A 13,488-nucleotide genomic window follows, 5' to 3' on the forward strand; every position below is an offset into this window, starting at 1 on the left:
GGCGGTTCCTGACGCCGCCCTTGCGCGAAGGCGCGATGTTCCCTAGCTGTTCACGCCTCCGATGACCCCCGTCCCAGCGCCCTCCTCCCCCCTAGTCGAATCCGACATTCCGCTTTACGCACAAGGGCTTAACGCGCCTCAGCGCGAGGCTGTGCTAACCACCGAAGGGCCGGTCCTGATGCTGGCCGGAGCCGGAACCGGCAAGACCGCAGCACTCACCGCACGGCTTGCACACCTCGTCGCAACGCGCAGGGCGTGGCCGAGCGAAATCCTCTGCGTCACCTTCACCAACAAGGCCGCGCGCGAGATGCGCGAGCGGGTTGGTCGCCATATCGGCGAGGCGGTCGAGGGTATGCCCTGGCTCGGCACCTTTCACTCGATCGGCGCCAAGATGCTGCGCCGCCATGCCGAACTCGTGGGCCTGCAATCCAACTACACGATCGTCGACACCGACGACCAGTTGCGCCTTCTGAAAGCGCTGATCGTGGCGGAGGGGCTTGACGAGAAGCGCTGGCCCGCCCGCCAACTGGCCGGATTGATCGACCGCTGGAAGAACCGCGGTCTCAATCCGGAAGACCTCGATGCGGTCGAGAACGAGGCGTACGCCAACGGCAAGGGCCAGCAGTTCTATCGCCTTTACCAGGACCGGCTGAAAGCACTCAACGCCTGCGATTTCGGCGATCTGCTGCTCCACATGCTCAACATCTTCCGCCGCGAGCGGGAAGTGCTGGCCATGTACCAGCAGCGCTTCAAGTATATCCTGGTCGACGAATACCAGGACACCAACCAGGTCCAGTACCTGTGGCTTCGCCTGCTCGCGCAGGAGCGCAAGAACATCTGCGTCGTGGGCGACGACGACCAGTCGATCTATTCGTGGCGCGGCGCGGAAGTCGCCAATATCCTGAAGTTCGAGAAGGATTTCCCCGGCGCCGCGGTCATCAAGCTGGAGCAGAACTATCGCTCTACGCCGCATATCCTCGCCGCCGCGTCCGGCCTGATCAACGCCAATTCCGAACGGCTCGGCAAGACGCTGTGGACGGAAATGCCGGCGGGGGAGAAGGTTCGTGTCATCGGGGTTTGGGACGGCCCGGAAGAAGCGCGGCGGATCGGCGAGGAGATCGAGCGGCTCGAACGCGAAGGCGCGGGCCTCGACCAGGTCGCCATCCTCGTGCGCGCGCAATACCAGACGCGCGAGTTCGAGGACCGGTTCATCCAGATCGGGCTCAATTACCGCATCATCGGCGGCTTCCGGTTCTACGAGCGGGCCGAAATCCGCGATGCGCTGGCCTACCTGCGGGTCATTGCGCAACCGGCCGACGACCTGGCGTTCGAGCGGATCTACAACCAGCCCAAGCGCGGCCTTGGTGCCAAGACCCTCGAGCAAATGCATCGCCATGCGCGCGCGACCGGCATGCCGCTGGCCGCTGCATCGCTGCAACTGGCGGACAGCGACGAACTGTCGCCACGCGCTCGCGGGACCATCGCCGGGCTGATGGGCCAATTCCTGCGCTGGCGCGAGCTGGCGGAGACGACATCGCCTGCCGAACTGATCCGCACGGTTCTCGCCGAAAGCGGATACGAGGCGATGCTAAAGGCGGAGAAAAGCGCCGAGGCGGCGGGACGCCTCGAGAACCTGTCCGAACTTGCCCGTGCGATGGAAGAGTACGACACACTCGGCGACTTCCTCGAACACGTAGCGCTCGTGATGGACAACGAGCGCGCCGACGAGGGCGAGAAGGTCACCATCATGACCATCCACGCCGCGAAGGGCCTGGAATTCGACCACCTGTTCCTGCCCGGCTGGGAGGAAGGGGTGTTCCCCTCGCAGCGCGCGCTGGACGAGGGCGGCCTCGCCTCGCTCGAGGAGGAACGCCGCCTCGCCTACGTCGCGATCACCCGCGCTCGGCGGCGGTGCACCATCGTCCATGCCGCGAACCGGCGCATCTACGGGCAATGGACCAGCAGCATCCCCAGCCGTTTCGTCGGCGAACTGCCGGCGGATCACGTGACCGAGGAAACGACCCTCACGGGCGGCGCCTCGCTCTGGCGCGCGCAGATGAGCGAGCACGACGACCCGTTCGCGCACCTCGCCCGTGCCCAGCCTGCCCGTACCCTCACGCGCGGCCCAGGATGGCAACGCGCGCTGACGACGGGGTATGATTCGACGCCATCACGGGTGAAGGAGAACACGCGCAGCGCAGCCAGTTTCGCAGCGAAGCCGCGCGGCGACATAGAGGTCGGCCAGCGGGTGTTTCACGACAAGTTCGGGTATGGGGAAGTAGTCGGACAGGAAGGCAACAAGCTGGAAATAGAGTTCGAGGCCGCGGGCCGAAAGCGGGTCATCGACAGCTTCATCAGCCCCGCCTGACAGTCTCCATCTCCGCTTTTGATAGACGCAATCGAACACAGTTACGCATCAAACGTGCGGAACCCCCGCCTGATTGGGTCGTTAGTCCGGTATGACCCAGAGTATCCTCATCGTCGAAGACGAGTTTCTCGTCGCGCTCGAGATGCAATGCATCCTCGAAGATGCAGGGTATGAAGTCGTCGGCGTTGCAGCCGACCTTGAAGGTGCCATGAGCTTCGCCGAGCGCGAGATAGATCTCGCTCTTGTCGACCTTAACCTGCGTGATGGACTGACCGGCCCGCAGATCGGACAGCGGCTCGCCAACGAGCACAATGCCGCGGTATTGTTCGTAACTGCCAACCCTCGCCTTCTGGGCGATGGGGTCGCGGGAACGATCGGCGTGCTGACAAAGCCGACCGACGAGGACAGCCTGCTCACCGCCGTCGCCTATGCGTCGCGTCGTCGGAGCGGTGACGAACAGGTAGAAGCTCCTCCGTTCATCCGCTGCTTCGGATAGTCAGTCGCGGCTGAGCCGCTTTTCGGCAACTTCTACCTTCACCCACAGCCCTTCCGGCCGCCATTCTCGCTCGATCTTTCCGCCGAGTTGCTCGGTGATGCTGAGATCGGTCAGGCGGGTTCCGAAGCCTGCTGCTGCGGGATGTTCCGTCAGGCGCGGGCCGCCAGCTTCCTCCCAGGTGATCGTTACTTGGCCATTGCGAGCGACGGTCGCGATGCGCACTCTTCCGTCCGGCACGGACAAGGCACCGTATTTGGACGCATTGGTCGCGAGTTCGTGAAATACCAGTCCGATGGGTGTCGCGCCGCGATCGTCCACTTGCACGTCGTCGCCGTCGATCGTCAGACGACCCTCGTCCAACGCAGGATAGGGCGACAACAGCCGGTTCAGCAGTTCGGAAAGCGTGCGCGGGCCGTCGTGCGGCGCGCTTTCCTCGCTGTGCGGTCGAACGTAATCGTGTGCCCTGCCAAGCGAAGCGACGCGCGCCTGCAGTTGCCGGGCGAAAGCCTTGGCATCGGGAAATTGACGCGCCGACAGCCCGACCAGTCCGTTGATCACCGCGAAGATGTTCTTGATGCGATGGCTCAGTTCCCGGCTCAGGATTTCGTTCTGGTCAGCCGTCTGCTTGTGCTCGTGGATGTCGGTGCACGTTCCAACCCAGCGGATGATCGCACCATCTTCGCCCCGAACCGGCAAGGCTCTGCCGAGTGTCCACCGATACTCGCCCGACCGGTGCCGCAAGCGGTATTCGATCTCGTATGGCTCGCCAGTTTCCAGGCTGTGACGCCAGACGCCCCAAGCGCGGTCCTGGTCGTCAGGGTGGAACATGTCGTTCCAGCCCTCGCCGTCTGTCGATCCTTCGGGGACGCCGGTGAACGCATACCACTGCGCGTTGTAGTAGTCGTGCGATCCATCGGGCAGCGTCGACCAGATCATCTGCGGCATGGCATCCGCAAGTTGGCGGAAGGAAATCTGGCCAGCGACCTGATCCAGTCGATCGGCAATCGAAGCGCTCACACGCGACCTTTCACATCGAGGCGAGGGACACGCGCTCGGCCCGCCAGATTAAGCCACCGAAATTACGACGAGATGAAGTGATTGCCAAGCACGGCGTCTGCGCAGGAGATCGCGGTGTCCCGCAGTCGCCTTTCACCCGAAGCCGACGTCCAGGAAACCGGGCACGGGTCCGTTCCACTCGCCGGGCTTGCCCGGAGGGCCATCGTCGCGGTCGTCGCGGCGCGGACGATCTTCGCGCGCCGCTCGTTCCGGACGCGGAGACCGTTCGGCACGCGGTTCGCGCTCGGTCCGCGGACGCTCGGGTCGGTCGTCGCGGGTCCGGCGCGGGCGGCTTTCGCGCTTCGGGGCCGGCTCGTCGACCGAATCGTCAGCGCGCTCGACCACCTTTTCGGCAACCGGCTCTGGCGCCTTGAGTTCGACGCGCACGTCGTTCTTGCCGAAAACCGGCACCGGCGATCCGGTCAGCTTCTCGACGTTCTCGATCGCTTCGGCATCGTCTTCCGAAACGAGTGTGAAAGCCCGTCCCTTGTTGCCTGCACGGCCGGTCCGGCCCACGCGGTGGACGTAATCGTCGGGATGCCACGGCGTGTCGAAGTTGAACACGTGGCTGACGCCCTTGATGTCTAGCCCGCGGGCCGCGACGTCGCTGGCGACGAGGATGTTCACCTCGCCGTTCTTGAAGCGGTCGAGTTCCTTGATCCGGCTGGACTGGTCCATGTCTCCGTGGATCTCGCTCGAAGCGAAGCCATGGCTCTGCAGGCTCTTGTTGATCTCGCGCACAGTGGTCTTGCGGTTGGCGAAGATGATCGCGGTTTCGACCATGTCGTTGCGCAGCAGCCAGCGCAGCGTGTCGCGCTTGTCGCGCGCCTTCACCGGCACCTTGAACGCGGTAATGTTCTCGTTGTTCGAAGCGCGGCGGCCGACCTCGATCCGCTTGGGATTGGTCAGGAACTTCTTCGCCAGCTTCTCGATCGGCGGGGGCATCGTGGCCGAAAACAGCATCGTCTGCCGCCCTTCGGGCAGCTTGGAGCAGATGAATTCGATATCGGGGATGAACCCCATGTCGAGCATCCGGTCGGCTTCGTCGATGACCAGCAGGTCGCAACCGTTGAGCATGATCTTGCCGCGCTCGAACAAGTCCATCAGGCGGCCGGGGGTCGCGATCAGCACGTCGACGCCTTCGTTCAGCGCCTTAAGCTGATCGCCCATCTGCACGCCGCCGATGAGCAGCGCCATCTTGAGATCGTGATTGGTGCCGTACTTCTCGAAGTTCTCGGCGACCTGTGCGGCCAGTTCGCGCGTGGGTTCGAGAATCAGTGAGCGCGGCATGAGCGCACGGCGACGGCCGTGGCTGAGGATGTCGATCATCGGCAGAACGAAGCTGGCGGTCTTGCCGGTGCCGGTCTGGGCGATACCGACGATGTCCTTCATCATGAGCACCGGCGGGATCGCCTGCGCCTGGATCGGCGTGGGCTCGGTATAGCCGGCCGCTTCGACCGCCTTGAGCAATTCGGGAGAGAGGCCGAGATCGGCAAATGTCATGCGGTTGGGATTTCCGGAAATAATGAGGACCGTTGGGTCCGGTTATAGGGCGTCTGGCGCCCGGCGCGCATCCTGAAGGAATAACCAGTCAACGCGCCGCGGGCGCCCTTGCCCTTCAGGGCGCGAAAAGTCAAGGTTGAGCGGGGTCAGTCGGCTTTCGCAACGACCTGCCGCATCCGGCTTATCTTGCAACTCGCGCCGGCGCGCGAATGAAGCCTGTCCCGATCCACGCACAGCAGCCCGTCGCCGTTCCGCTCGAGGTAGAACCCTGCGTAGAATTCGCGGGCCCTGCAGGATTTTTCCAGACCCGCCGAAACCAGTCGCTGATCGCGCATGAACAGGAGGAGACGGCCCGATTCCGGTTGAACCGCCGCGATCCCGGAAATGGGCACGCACTTGCCCATCTTCCGCTCGGTCGTCTGTGCGGGACCGCCCGACCGAGGGGCCATTTCGGCGAGCATGGACGGGCGGACTGCGGGATCGCGGGGCGCGATGCGGATGGTTACCCGCTGTTCGATCCGAACCTGCTGCACATTGGCACCATCGACAAAGTCGAACACCTCGATCGTCTCTCCGACTGCAGGGTTCGCCGCAGTGGAATCTGGTGCCGGAAGCAGGCCCTGCTCCGCCGACGGGTCCGTATCCCCCCCGACGACGGGGAGAAAGAGGGCTAGCGGGCCGAGAAGAGCGAGCAACGGGTGCATGGTTGATTTGGTGAACGTTAGTCCAGATAGGACGCAGGGTTGAATACCGGCTTAATCCCCGCGTGAAAGCCCGCGAACCGCTGGCATCCCCAGCCGCCCTCATGCCATAAAGCTGCCATGCCAAGCGATCACGCCATCTTCCTCGATCGGGTCGAGGACCTTCTGGGGGCACGGGGTGCGACCCGCGATCCTGAATTGATCGAGCCCTGGCTCACCGACTGGCGCGGTCGTTTCACCGGGAAGGCGCTGGCGATGGCCTCGCCCGGGTCGACCGCCGAACTGTCCGCGCTGATGAAATTATGCGCCCGACACGGCGTCTCGGTGGTTCCGCAAGGCGGAAATAGCGGAATGTGCGGGGGCGCCACCCCGGATACCAGCGGCGATGCGCTGTTGTTGTCATTGCGGCGCATGAATGCGGTTCGCTCCTTCGACCGCGATGCGCGTCAGATCGTGTGCGAGGCCGGGATGATCCTGCAGACGTTGCACGAGACTGCCGCGGGCGAGGGATTGCGCTTTCCGCTTACCCTGGGGGGCAAGGGCTCCGCCACGATCGGCGGGCTGATCTCGACGAATGCCGGCGGGACTCAAGTCCTGCGGCACGGATCGATGCGCGCGCAGGTGCTTGGGATCGAAGCCGTGCTAGCAGACGGCAGCGTGTTCTCGGCTCTCACCCCGCTCAAGAAGGACAATCGCGGTTTCGACCTCAAGCAGTTGCTGATCGGATCGGAGGGCACGCTGGGGATCGTCACGGCGGCGACCCTGCGCCTGCTTCCCGCGATAGCCGACCGGCGGGTGCTGTGGGCCGGAGTGCCGTCGCTGGAAGCTGCGCGGCATCTGTTGCTCCATGCTGAGGCGTCGGCGGGAAGTTCGCTGGAAGGGTTCGAAGTCCTGGCGCAGCACACGCTGGACAATGTCATCGCGCATCTGCCGGGCGCTCGTGCACCGCTGTCGGGGCGCCACGAATGGCACGCGCTGATCGAACTCGTGTCGGATGCACGGGGAACGGAACGCCTCAGCGACCTTGCGGAAAACCTGCTCGCCACCGCGTTCGAAAGGGATCTGCTCGAAGACGCGGTGATCGCCGCCAACGAGACTCAGGCCGAAGCGTTCTGGACCTTGCGCGATTCCATCGCCCCCGCCGAACGCGCACAAGGGCCGGCGGTGCAACACGACATCTCCGTCGCAGTGGACCGGATGCCGGCGTTCGTGGCCGCTGCCGTTCCCCAAATCGAGGCGGCGTGGCCAGGCACGCGCGCGGTCGCATTCGGTCACCTGGGCGACGGCAACGTCCATTTTCACGTCATCGCCCCACCCGGCGTGGACCCGATCGGCTGGCAGGAGGGCGACGGCAAAGCGATCAGCGAGCAGGTCTATCGCCTCGTCACCGAGTGGGATGGATCGATCAGCGCGGAACACGGGATAGGACAGCTCAAGCGCGACACGTTGGGCAGGCTCGGGGACCCCGTCGCTCTCGCAATGATGCGCAGCGTCAAGCACGCGCTCGACCCGGCCGGGCTCCTCAATCCCGGGAAACTCGTCCCGCTTGCGCCGGTGCACGCCAGCAACTAAAGCGCCCGCTTCCGTGCGCGGCCGCCCGCTGCTGCGCGACCCGACATTCAGCTCACCGGAGAGTCCCATGGCCAGCGCGCCGCAGCCCACCCTGCCCCTGTTCTACAACGACCTTATGCCGCTTAACAGCCGCGACCACGCCAAGTGGACCAGTAGGCCGCTCGACTCCATCGACTGGCTCAAGGGCCAGCACGCGGTTCCGCTGACCGTCGAGGAATTCATCCAGGCGCAACGCGACTTTCCGATCATCTTCAGCGCCGGCGACCAGCCCGTTCCGCTGGCCTTGATGGGCCTGAACGAAGGCGTGAACACCTTCATCGACGACGAGGGCAAGCCGGTCGGCGAATTCTACCTGCCGGCTTACGCCCGCCGGTATCCGTTCCTGCTCGCCCGCCTCACCCCCGATGCGCAGGACCTGTCGCTGTGCTTCGATCCGACCTGCGATGCCCTTGGCGAGCACAAGGACGGCGAGGCGCTGTTTACCGATGACGGCCAGCCTGCTGCGCCCGTTCAGGCGGCGCTCGAATTCTGCGAGCATTTCGAACAGGCCGGCGCCAGGACTCAGGCCTTCATGGAAGAGCTGGCCAAGCACGAGCTACTGATGGAGGGCGAAGTCGCCATCACGCAAAACGACAAGCCGGACACGCCCTATATCTACCGGGGCTTTCAGATGGTGAACGAGGAGAAATTCCGCGCGCTCGACGCCGCCGTGATCAAGGAATGGAGCGAGAACGGCCTACTCGCGCTGCTCTATGCGCACCTCTTCTCGCTCGACCGCATGCGCGTCGTTTTCAACCGCCAAGTGGCGCAGGGCAAAGTGCCCGAGCAATCGGCCCAGCCGAGCGCCTGAACGCGGCAGAACGCCCCGTCCGGGCGACCGGACGGGGGTTGAAACGCCCATATTTCAAGCCTACTTATGGCGTGCCCGGTTCGCGCTTCCCTCATGGCCGGATCGGGCTTGGTGCACTGCGGTGCACCTCCTCCCTGAACCTTGGCCACCTGGTGCATTGCACCAGGTGGTTTTTTCTTGGCACCTACTCTGCTGCGAGCGGAAAGCGCGATCCACTCATCAGGGAGACGTCGGCCGCGAGCGTTCGCACAAGTGACGCCAGTGTACGCGCGACGCTGCCGAAGCGCGCGCTCGGCTCCGCCAGCCGCGCATCGAGGTAGCTCGTTCGGCAAATCTCCACCTGCAGGGCATGTATCCCGCGCGCCGGCGCTGCGTGACGATCGAGGACATACCCGCCGGCGTAGGGACGGTTGTGGACCGCCACGCGTCCCCCGCGCGCGAACCAGTCGAGTGCGGTGGCCGACAGGCGATGGCTGCAGCTCGCTCCGAAGCGATCCCCTACGACGAATTCGGTCGGGCGATCGCCCGGATGGCGCAATCCGAGCGGCGGCATCGAGTGCAGGTCGATCAGCAGTACCGCGCCCCACCGGTCGCGCACGTCCTCCAGCGTCTCGGCAAGCGCCGCGTGATAGGGACGGTGAACACCCGCGACTCGCGCGTCGAGTTCGGCGGTGGTCAGCCGCGATTTCCAGATTTCGCCCAGACCGGGCAATCGCCTCGGGACTAGGCCCAGCCCGCTGCGTGCGCGGCGGTTGGCGGCCGAATGGCGTGTGCCTGGCGGTGCGCTGTCCGAAACCATCGACCAGTCCATGTCTTCCGGCGCGCGATTGAGGTCGAGCATGGCGCGCGGCGCATGCGCGACGAGCAGCGCGGCGCCGGTCGCGGCGGCGACGGCATCGGCCATGCGATCGACGTGCCTGTCCTCCAGCCGGAGCGACGCGAACGCCGGGTCGCGCATTCGGTCCGTCAGAGCCTCGGGATAGGCGCGCCCGCCGTGAGGTGCGGCGATGACCACCGGGATCGGCGCACCCGCCGGCCGGCGCAGGGTGAAAGCCGGGATCGCAAGACCCGGTATATCGCCCCCTCCGACGCCCTTGATCGCCCAGCTTTCGGTTTCGCCGTTCATTACGCGAAGGGTAACCATGACAGCCCGCCTGTCAAAGCCGATCCGGATGACGACTGCGAAAGATTTCTTAAACTGATGCTGCTAGCGATAGCGGCATGAACGACCAGCCTTCCATCCGCATCCTGCTCGCCGAAGACGAAGAAGCGATGCGCACATACCTTGCCCGCGCACTCGAGAATGCCGGTTATTCGGTGGTCGCCGTCGACCGCGGGACCGAGGCGATACCGCATCTCGAATCGTCGCACTTCGACCTGCTCCTGTCGGATATCGTCATGCCGGAGATGGATGGAATCGAACTCGCCCAGCGCTGCAACGAAATTTCGCCCGCGACGAAGGTGATGTTCATTACCGGATTCGCCGCCGTCACCCTGAAGGCGAGCCGTGAGCAGCCGCGCGCCAAGGTGCTGTCGAAGCCCTTCCATCTCAAGGACCTCGTGCTCGAGGTTGACCGGATGTTCCAATCGGAAACCGCTGCGCGCGTCTGACCCCCCTTGCCTAGCGGCAGGACCCTCGCTAGATGCGCGTCCGCTCGATGGTGTGGGCGTATAGCTCAGTGGTAGAGCACTATGTTGACATCGTAGGGGTCGCAAGTTCAATCCTTGCTACGCCCACCATCGAAGCCTCGGCGAAGGGCCCCGGATTTCCGGGGCCTTTTTCGTATCCGCCAAGTGCTGTCCGGAGGTGCCCTTGCACCCCCTGCGTGCCCTGCTAAAGCGCGCGCAACTCCCCTTCAGGCAGCAGCAGGATGCACATGCAAAAGATCAAGGTAGCGAACCCCGTCGTCGAAATGGACGGCGACGAGATGACCCGCATCATCTGGCAATGGATTCGCGAGCGGCTGATCCTGCCCTACCTCGATATCGACCTGAAGTATTACGACCTCTCGGTCGAAAAGCGCGACGAGACCGACGACCAGATCACCGTCGACGCCGCCAACGCCACCAAGCAGTACGGCGTGGCGGTCAAGTGCGCCACGATCACGCCCGACGAAGCACGCGTCGAGGAATTCAGCCTCAAGAAAATGTGGAAGAGCCCCAACGGCACGATCCGCAACATCCTGGGCGGCGTGGTCTTCCGCGAGCCGATCGTGATTTCCAACGTGCCGCGGCTGGTGCCCGGCTGGACCGATCCGATCGTGGTCGGCCGCCATGCCTTCGGCGACCAGTACCGCGCCACCGACACGCTGATCCCCGGCCCCGGCAAGCTGCGCCTGGTGTTCGACGGCGAGGACGGCACGAAGATCGATCTCGACGTGTTCGACTTCCCCAGCGCTGGCGTCGCGATGGCGATGTACAACCTCGACGATTCGATCCGCGACTTTGCCCGCGCCAGCTTCAACTACGGCCTCAACCTCGGCTGGCCGGTGTATCTGTCGACCAAGAACACCATCCTCAAGGCTTACGACGGCCGCTTCAAGGACCTGTTCCAGGAGGTGTTCGACACCGAGGGCTTCGCCGAGAAGTTCAAGGAAAAGGGCATCGTCTACGAACACCGCCTGATCGACGACATGGTCGCCTCGGCGCTCAAGTGGTCGGGCAAGTTCGTATGGGCGTGCAAGAACTACGACGGTGACGTGCAGTCGGACACCGTCGCCCAGGGCTTCGGCTCGCTCGGCCTGATGACCTCGGTGCTGATGGCGCCCGACGGCAAGACCGTGGAGGCGGAAGCCGCGCACGGCACCGTCACCCGCCACTATCGCCAGCACCAGCAGGGCAAGGCGACCAGCACCAACCCGATCGCCAGCATCTTCGCCTGGACGCAGGGCCTTTCTTATCGTGGCAAGTTCGACGGCACGCCCGACGTGGTCAAGTTCGCCGAAACGCTGGAGCGGATCTGCATCGAGACCGTCGAGAGCGGCAAGATGACCAAGGACCTTGCGCTGCTGATCGGGCCCGAGCAGCCCTGGATGACCACCGAAAAGTTCTTCGAGGCGATCGTCGAGAACCTCGACAAGGAAATGGCCGCCTGGGCGTGAATTGCCTGCGGGGGAAACCAACCCGCCTCTCGGTCATTCCCTTGACCATGTGACGAAACGACCGGGTCGGCGAGGAGCTGCACCCGGTCTTTTCGTATCGAACGAACAGTAAGGACGATCATGGCCAGGACTGCGCAACCCCGGAAAACCGACGCCCCGAAGCGGCGGGCCCCCGCGCGCAAGGCGGACGAACGGCTCGGCACGCGCCGGCTGGAGGTGCGCAATGCGCGGGCCAAGGACATACCCGGCATCGCCGCCCTCGTCCGCCGCGTGTACGACGACATGCCGGCCTATACCCACGGCGAAATCCGCGGGCAGATCAACAACTTCCCGCAAGGCTGCTTCGTGGCCCTGCTGGACGAGAAGGTCGTCGGCTACTGCGCTACGATGCAGGTGGCAGAGGCGCTCGCCTTCCAGGACCACGTGTGGGACGAAATCACCGGGAATGGCTTCGGCAGCCGTCACGATCCGACCGGCGACTGGCTCTACGGTTACGAAATGTGCGTCGATCCCAAGGTGCGCGGGGTCCGCATCGGTCGCCGATTGTACGAGGAACGCCGCGCCCTTGCCGAAGAGCGCGACCTGAGCGGGATCGTCTTCGCAGGCCGGATGCCCAACTATCGCCGCAACAAGCGCAAGGTGTCCGGGCCGCAGGACTACCTCGACCAGGTGGTCGCCGGGAAGCTGCACGATCCGGTCCTGCGCTTCCAGCTCGCCAACGGGTTCGAGCCGAACCGAATTCTCGAAGGCTACCTGCCCGAGGACATGGCCTCGGAGGCGAACGCGGTCATGATGGTGTGGCGCAATCCCTACGTCGAAAGCGACCAGCCGGTGAAAAAGCGCCTGCCCCGCGGCGTCGAGGCGGTCCGCGTCGCCACCTGCCAGCTTCAGGCGCGGGCGGTGCAGGACTACGACGAGTTCCTCTCCACGATGGGGTACTTCGTCGACGTGGCGAGCGACTACGAAGCGGACTTCATCCTCTTCCCCGAACTGTTCACGCTGATGCTGCTCAGCTTCGAGAAGAAGGAACTCTCGCCGGTCGAGGCGATCGAGCGGTTGTCCGAATATACGCCGCGGCTGAAAGCCGACATTTCCGACATGGCGATGCGGCTCAACATCAACATCATCGCAGGAAGCCACCCGACGATGATGGACGACGGCGACATCCACAACGTGTCCTACGTCTGCCTGCGCGACGGATCGGTCCACGAACAGGAAAAGATCCACCCCACGCCGAACGAGCGGTACTGGTGGAACATCAAGGGTGGCGACAAGATCGACGTCATCCAGACCGACTGCGGTCCGATCGGCGTGCAGATCTGTTACGACTGCGAGTTTCCCGAGCTCTCTCGCCGCCTCGCCGACGAGGGCGCGCGGATCATTTTCGTGCCGTTCTGCACCGACAACCGACAGGGCTATCTGCGAGTGCGCTATTGCGGACAGGCGCGGGCGATCGAGAACCAGTGCTTCGTCGTCCTGAGCGGCAACGTCGGCAACCTGCCGAACGTCGGCAACATGGACATCCAGTACGCGCAGAGCTGCATCCTGACGCCGTGCGATTTCCCCTTCGCTCGCGACGGGATCGCGGCGGAGGCGACCGAGAATGTCGAGACGCTGACGATCAGCGACATCAACCTGGCCGACCTGAGCTGGGCCCGCGCCGAAGGCACGGTGCGCAACTTGGCCGACCGCCGTTTCGATCTCTACCGCATCGAATGGGACGAGGACGGCAAGCACCCCGGCAAGCCCCGTCCGCGCCGCGAACCGCTTGGCGGATCGAAGGCGCCGGGCGGCGGCTGATCGCCTCGTCGCGCAGCAGGACGGTCGCCATGAACCTGCTT

Annotated in this window: 11 protein-coding genes and 1 tRNA gene; 8 read left to right on the plus strand and 4 right to left on the minus strand. The window is 64.5% G+C overall.

Features of this window, described 5'->3' with window-relative positions; genetic code table 11:
* Nucleotides 1-61 precede the first annotated feature (61 nt).
* Together AR323_RS10845 and AR323_RS10850 are read left to right on the plus strand one after the other, a co-directional pair.
* Entirely contained in the window at nucleotides 62-2,368 is a 2,307-nt protein-coding gene (locus tag AR323_RS10845) for an ATP-dependent helicase (RefSeq protein ID WP_057883986.1), read from the plus strand.
* A gap of 91 nt (nucleotides 2,369-2,459) precedes the next feature.
* On the plus strand, nucleotides 2,460-2,864 hold the full coding sequence (locus tag AR323_RS10850) for a response regulator (protein ID WP_057883987.1): 405 nt from the start codon (nucleotides 2,460-2,462) through the stop codon (nucleotides 2,862-2,864).
* On the opposite strand, the gene AR323_RS10855 is transcribed toward AR323_RS10850, so the two are convergent.
* The 3 genes from AR323_RS10855 to AR323_RS10865 form a co-directional block, all read right to left on the minus strand.
* On the minus strand, nucleotides 2,865-3,881 hold the full coding sequence (locus tag AR323_RS10855) for a sensor histidine kinase (RefSeq protein ID WP_057883988.1): 1,017 nt from the start codon (nucleotides 3,879-3,881) through the stop codon (nucleotides 2,865-2,867).
* A 132-nt stretch (nucleotides 3,882-4,013) separates the two neighbouring features.
* Nucleotides 4,014-5,423, minus strand: a complete 1,410-nt coding sequence (locus AR323_RS10860) for a DEAD/DEAH box helicase (RefSeq protein WP_057883989.1) — start codon at nucleotides 5,421-5,423, stop codon at nucleotides 4,014-4,016.
* A 146-nt stretch (nucleotides 5,424-5,569) separates the two neighbouring features.
* Nucleotides 5,570-6,127, minus strand: coding sequence for a hypothetical protein (locus AR323_RS10865; protein ID WP_057883990.1), 558 nt, complete (start codon nucleotides 6,125-6,127; stop codon nucleotides 5,570-5,572).
* Between the two features lie 117 nt (nucleotides 6,128-6,244).
* On the opposite strand from AR323_RS10865, the gene AR323_RS10870 reads away from it, so the two are divergent.
* Both AR323_RS10870 and AR323_RS10875 read left to right on the plus strand, forming a co-directional pair.
* Nucleotides 6,245-7,696: an FAD-binding oxidoreductase gene (locus tag AR323_RS10870; protein WP_057883991.1), complete on the plus strand. Its 1,452-nt coding sequence runs from the start codon at nucleotides 6,245-6,247 to the stop codon at nucleotides 7,694-7,696.
* A 67-nt stretch (nucleotides 7,697-7,763) separates the two neighbouring features.
* Nucleotides 7,764-8,546, plus strand: coding sequence for a SapC family protein (locus AR323_RS10875; RefSeq protein ID WP_057883992.1), 783 nt, complete (start codon nucleotides 7,764-7,766; stop codon nucleotides 8,544-8,546).
* 184 nt (nucleotides 8,547-8,730) lie between these two features.
* Here the strand turns inward: AR323_RS10875 and AR323_RS10880 are convergent, their stop codons facing one another.
* Nucleotides 8,731-9,672 (minus strand): N-formylglutamate amidohydrolase, encoded by a 942-nt coding sequence (locus AR323_RS10880; protein WP_057883993.1) that lies wholly within the window; start codon nucleotides 9,670-9,672, stop codon nucleotides 8,731-8,733.
* Between the two features lie 95 nt (nucleotides 9,673-9,767).
* Here AR323_RS10880 and cpdR point away from each other — a divergent pair, with 95 nt between their 5' ends.
* The 4 genes from cpdR to AR323_RS10900 all read left to right on the plus strand — a co-directional run bounded on the left by cpdR (nucleotide 9,768) and on the right by AR323_RS10900 (nucleotide 13,447).
* Nucleotides 9,768-10,157, plus strand: coding sequence for a cell cycle two-component system response regulator CpdR (gene cpdR, locus AR323_RS10885; protein ID WP_057883994.1), 390 nt, complete (start codon nucleotides 9,768-9,770; stop codon nucleotides 10,155-10,157).
* Nucleotides 10,158-10,211: 54 nt separating this feature from the next.
* Nucleotides 10,212-10,286, plus strand: a tRNA-Val gene (locus AR323_RS10890).
* A 137-nt stretch (nucleotides 10,287-10,423) separates the two neighbouring features.
* Nucleotides 10,424-11,647 carry an NADP-dependent isocitrate dehydrogenase gene (locus AR323_RS10895; protein ID WP_057883995.1) on the plus strand — a complete coding sequence of 408 codons (1,224 nt, stop codon included), beginning with the start codon at nucleotides 10,424-10,426 and terminating at the stop codon, nucleotides 11,645-11,647.
* A 120-nt stretch (nucleotides 11,648-11,767) separates the two neighbouring features.
* The gene (locus AR323_RS10900) at nucleotides 11,768-13,447 is read left to right on the plus strand and encodes a bifunctional GNAT family N-acetyltransferase/carbon-nitrogen hydrolase family protein (RefSeq protein WP_083495371.1); all 1,680 of its coding nucleotides are present in this window, start codon (nucleotides 11,768-11,770) and stop codon (nucleotides 13,445-13,447) included.
* Nucleotides 13,448-13,488: the final 41 nt, after the last annotated feature.

It is taken from the genome of Tsuneonella troitsensis, from assembly GCF_001441535.1.
Lineage (GTDB): Bacteria > Pseudomonadota > Alphaproteobacteria > Sphingomonadales > Sphingomonadaceae > Tsuneonella > Tsuneonella troitsensis.

Excerpts from the sequence above, each read along its gene's own strand:
- AR323_RS10850 (WP_057883987.1), top strand. The coding sequence starts at position 2,460 with ATGACCCAGAGTATCCTCATCGTCGAAGACGAGTTTCTCGTCGCGCTC.
- AR323_RS10870 (WP_057883991.1), top strand. The coding sequence starts at position 6,245 with ATGCCAAGCGATCACGCCATCTTCCTCGATCGGGTCGAGGACCTTCTG.
- cpdR (WP_057883994.1), top strand. The coding sequence starts at position 9,768 with ATGAACGACCAGCCTTCCATCCGCATCCTGCTCGCCGAAGACGAAGAA.
- AR323_RS10860 (WP_057883989.1), bottom strand. The coding sequence starts at position 5,423 with ATGACATTTGCCGATCTCGGCCTCTCTCCCGAATTGCTCAAGGCGGTC.
- AR323_RS10880 (WP_057883993.1), bottom strand. The coding sequence starts at position 9,672 with ATGAACGGCGAAACCGAAAGCTGGGCGATCAAGGGCGTCGGAGGGGGC.
- AR323_RS10875 (WP_057883992.1), top strand. The coding sequence starts at position 7,764 with ATGGCCAGCGCGCCGCAGCCCACCCTGCCCCTGTTCTACAACGACCTT.
- AR323_RS10895 (WP_057883995.1), top strand. The coding sequence starts at position 10,424 with ATGCAAAAGATCAAGGTAGCGAACCCCGTCGTCGAAATGGACGGCGAC.
- AR323_RS10845 (WP_057883986.1), top strand. The coding sequence starts at position 62 with ATGACCCCCGTCCCAGCGCCCTCCTCCCCCCTAGTCGAATCCGACATT.
- AR323_RS10900 (WP_083495371.1), top strand. The coding sequence starts at position 11,768 with ATGGCCAGGACTGCGCAACCCCGGAAAACCGACGCCCCGAAGCGGCGG.
- AR323_RS10865 (WP_057883990.1), bottom strand. The coding sequence starts at position 6,127 with ATGCACCCGTTGCTCGCTCTTCTCGGCCCGCTAGCCCTCTTTCTCCCC.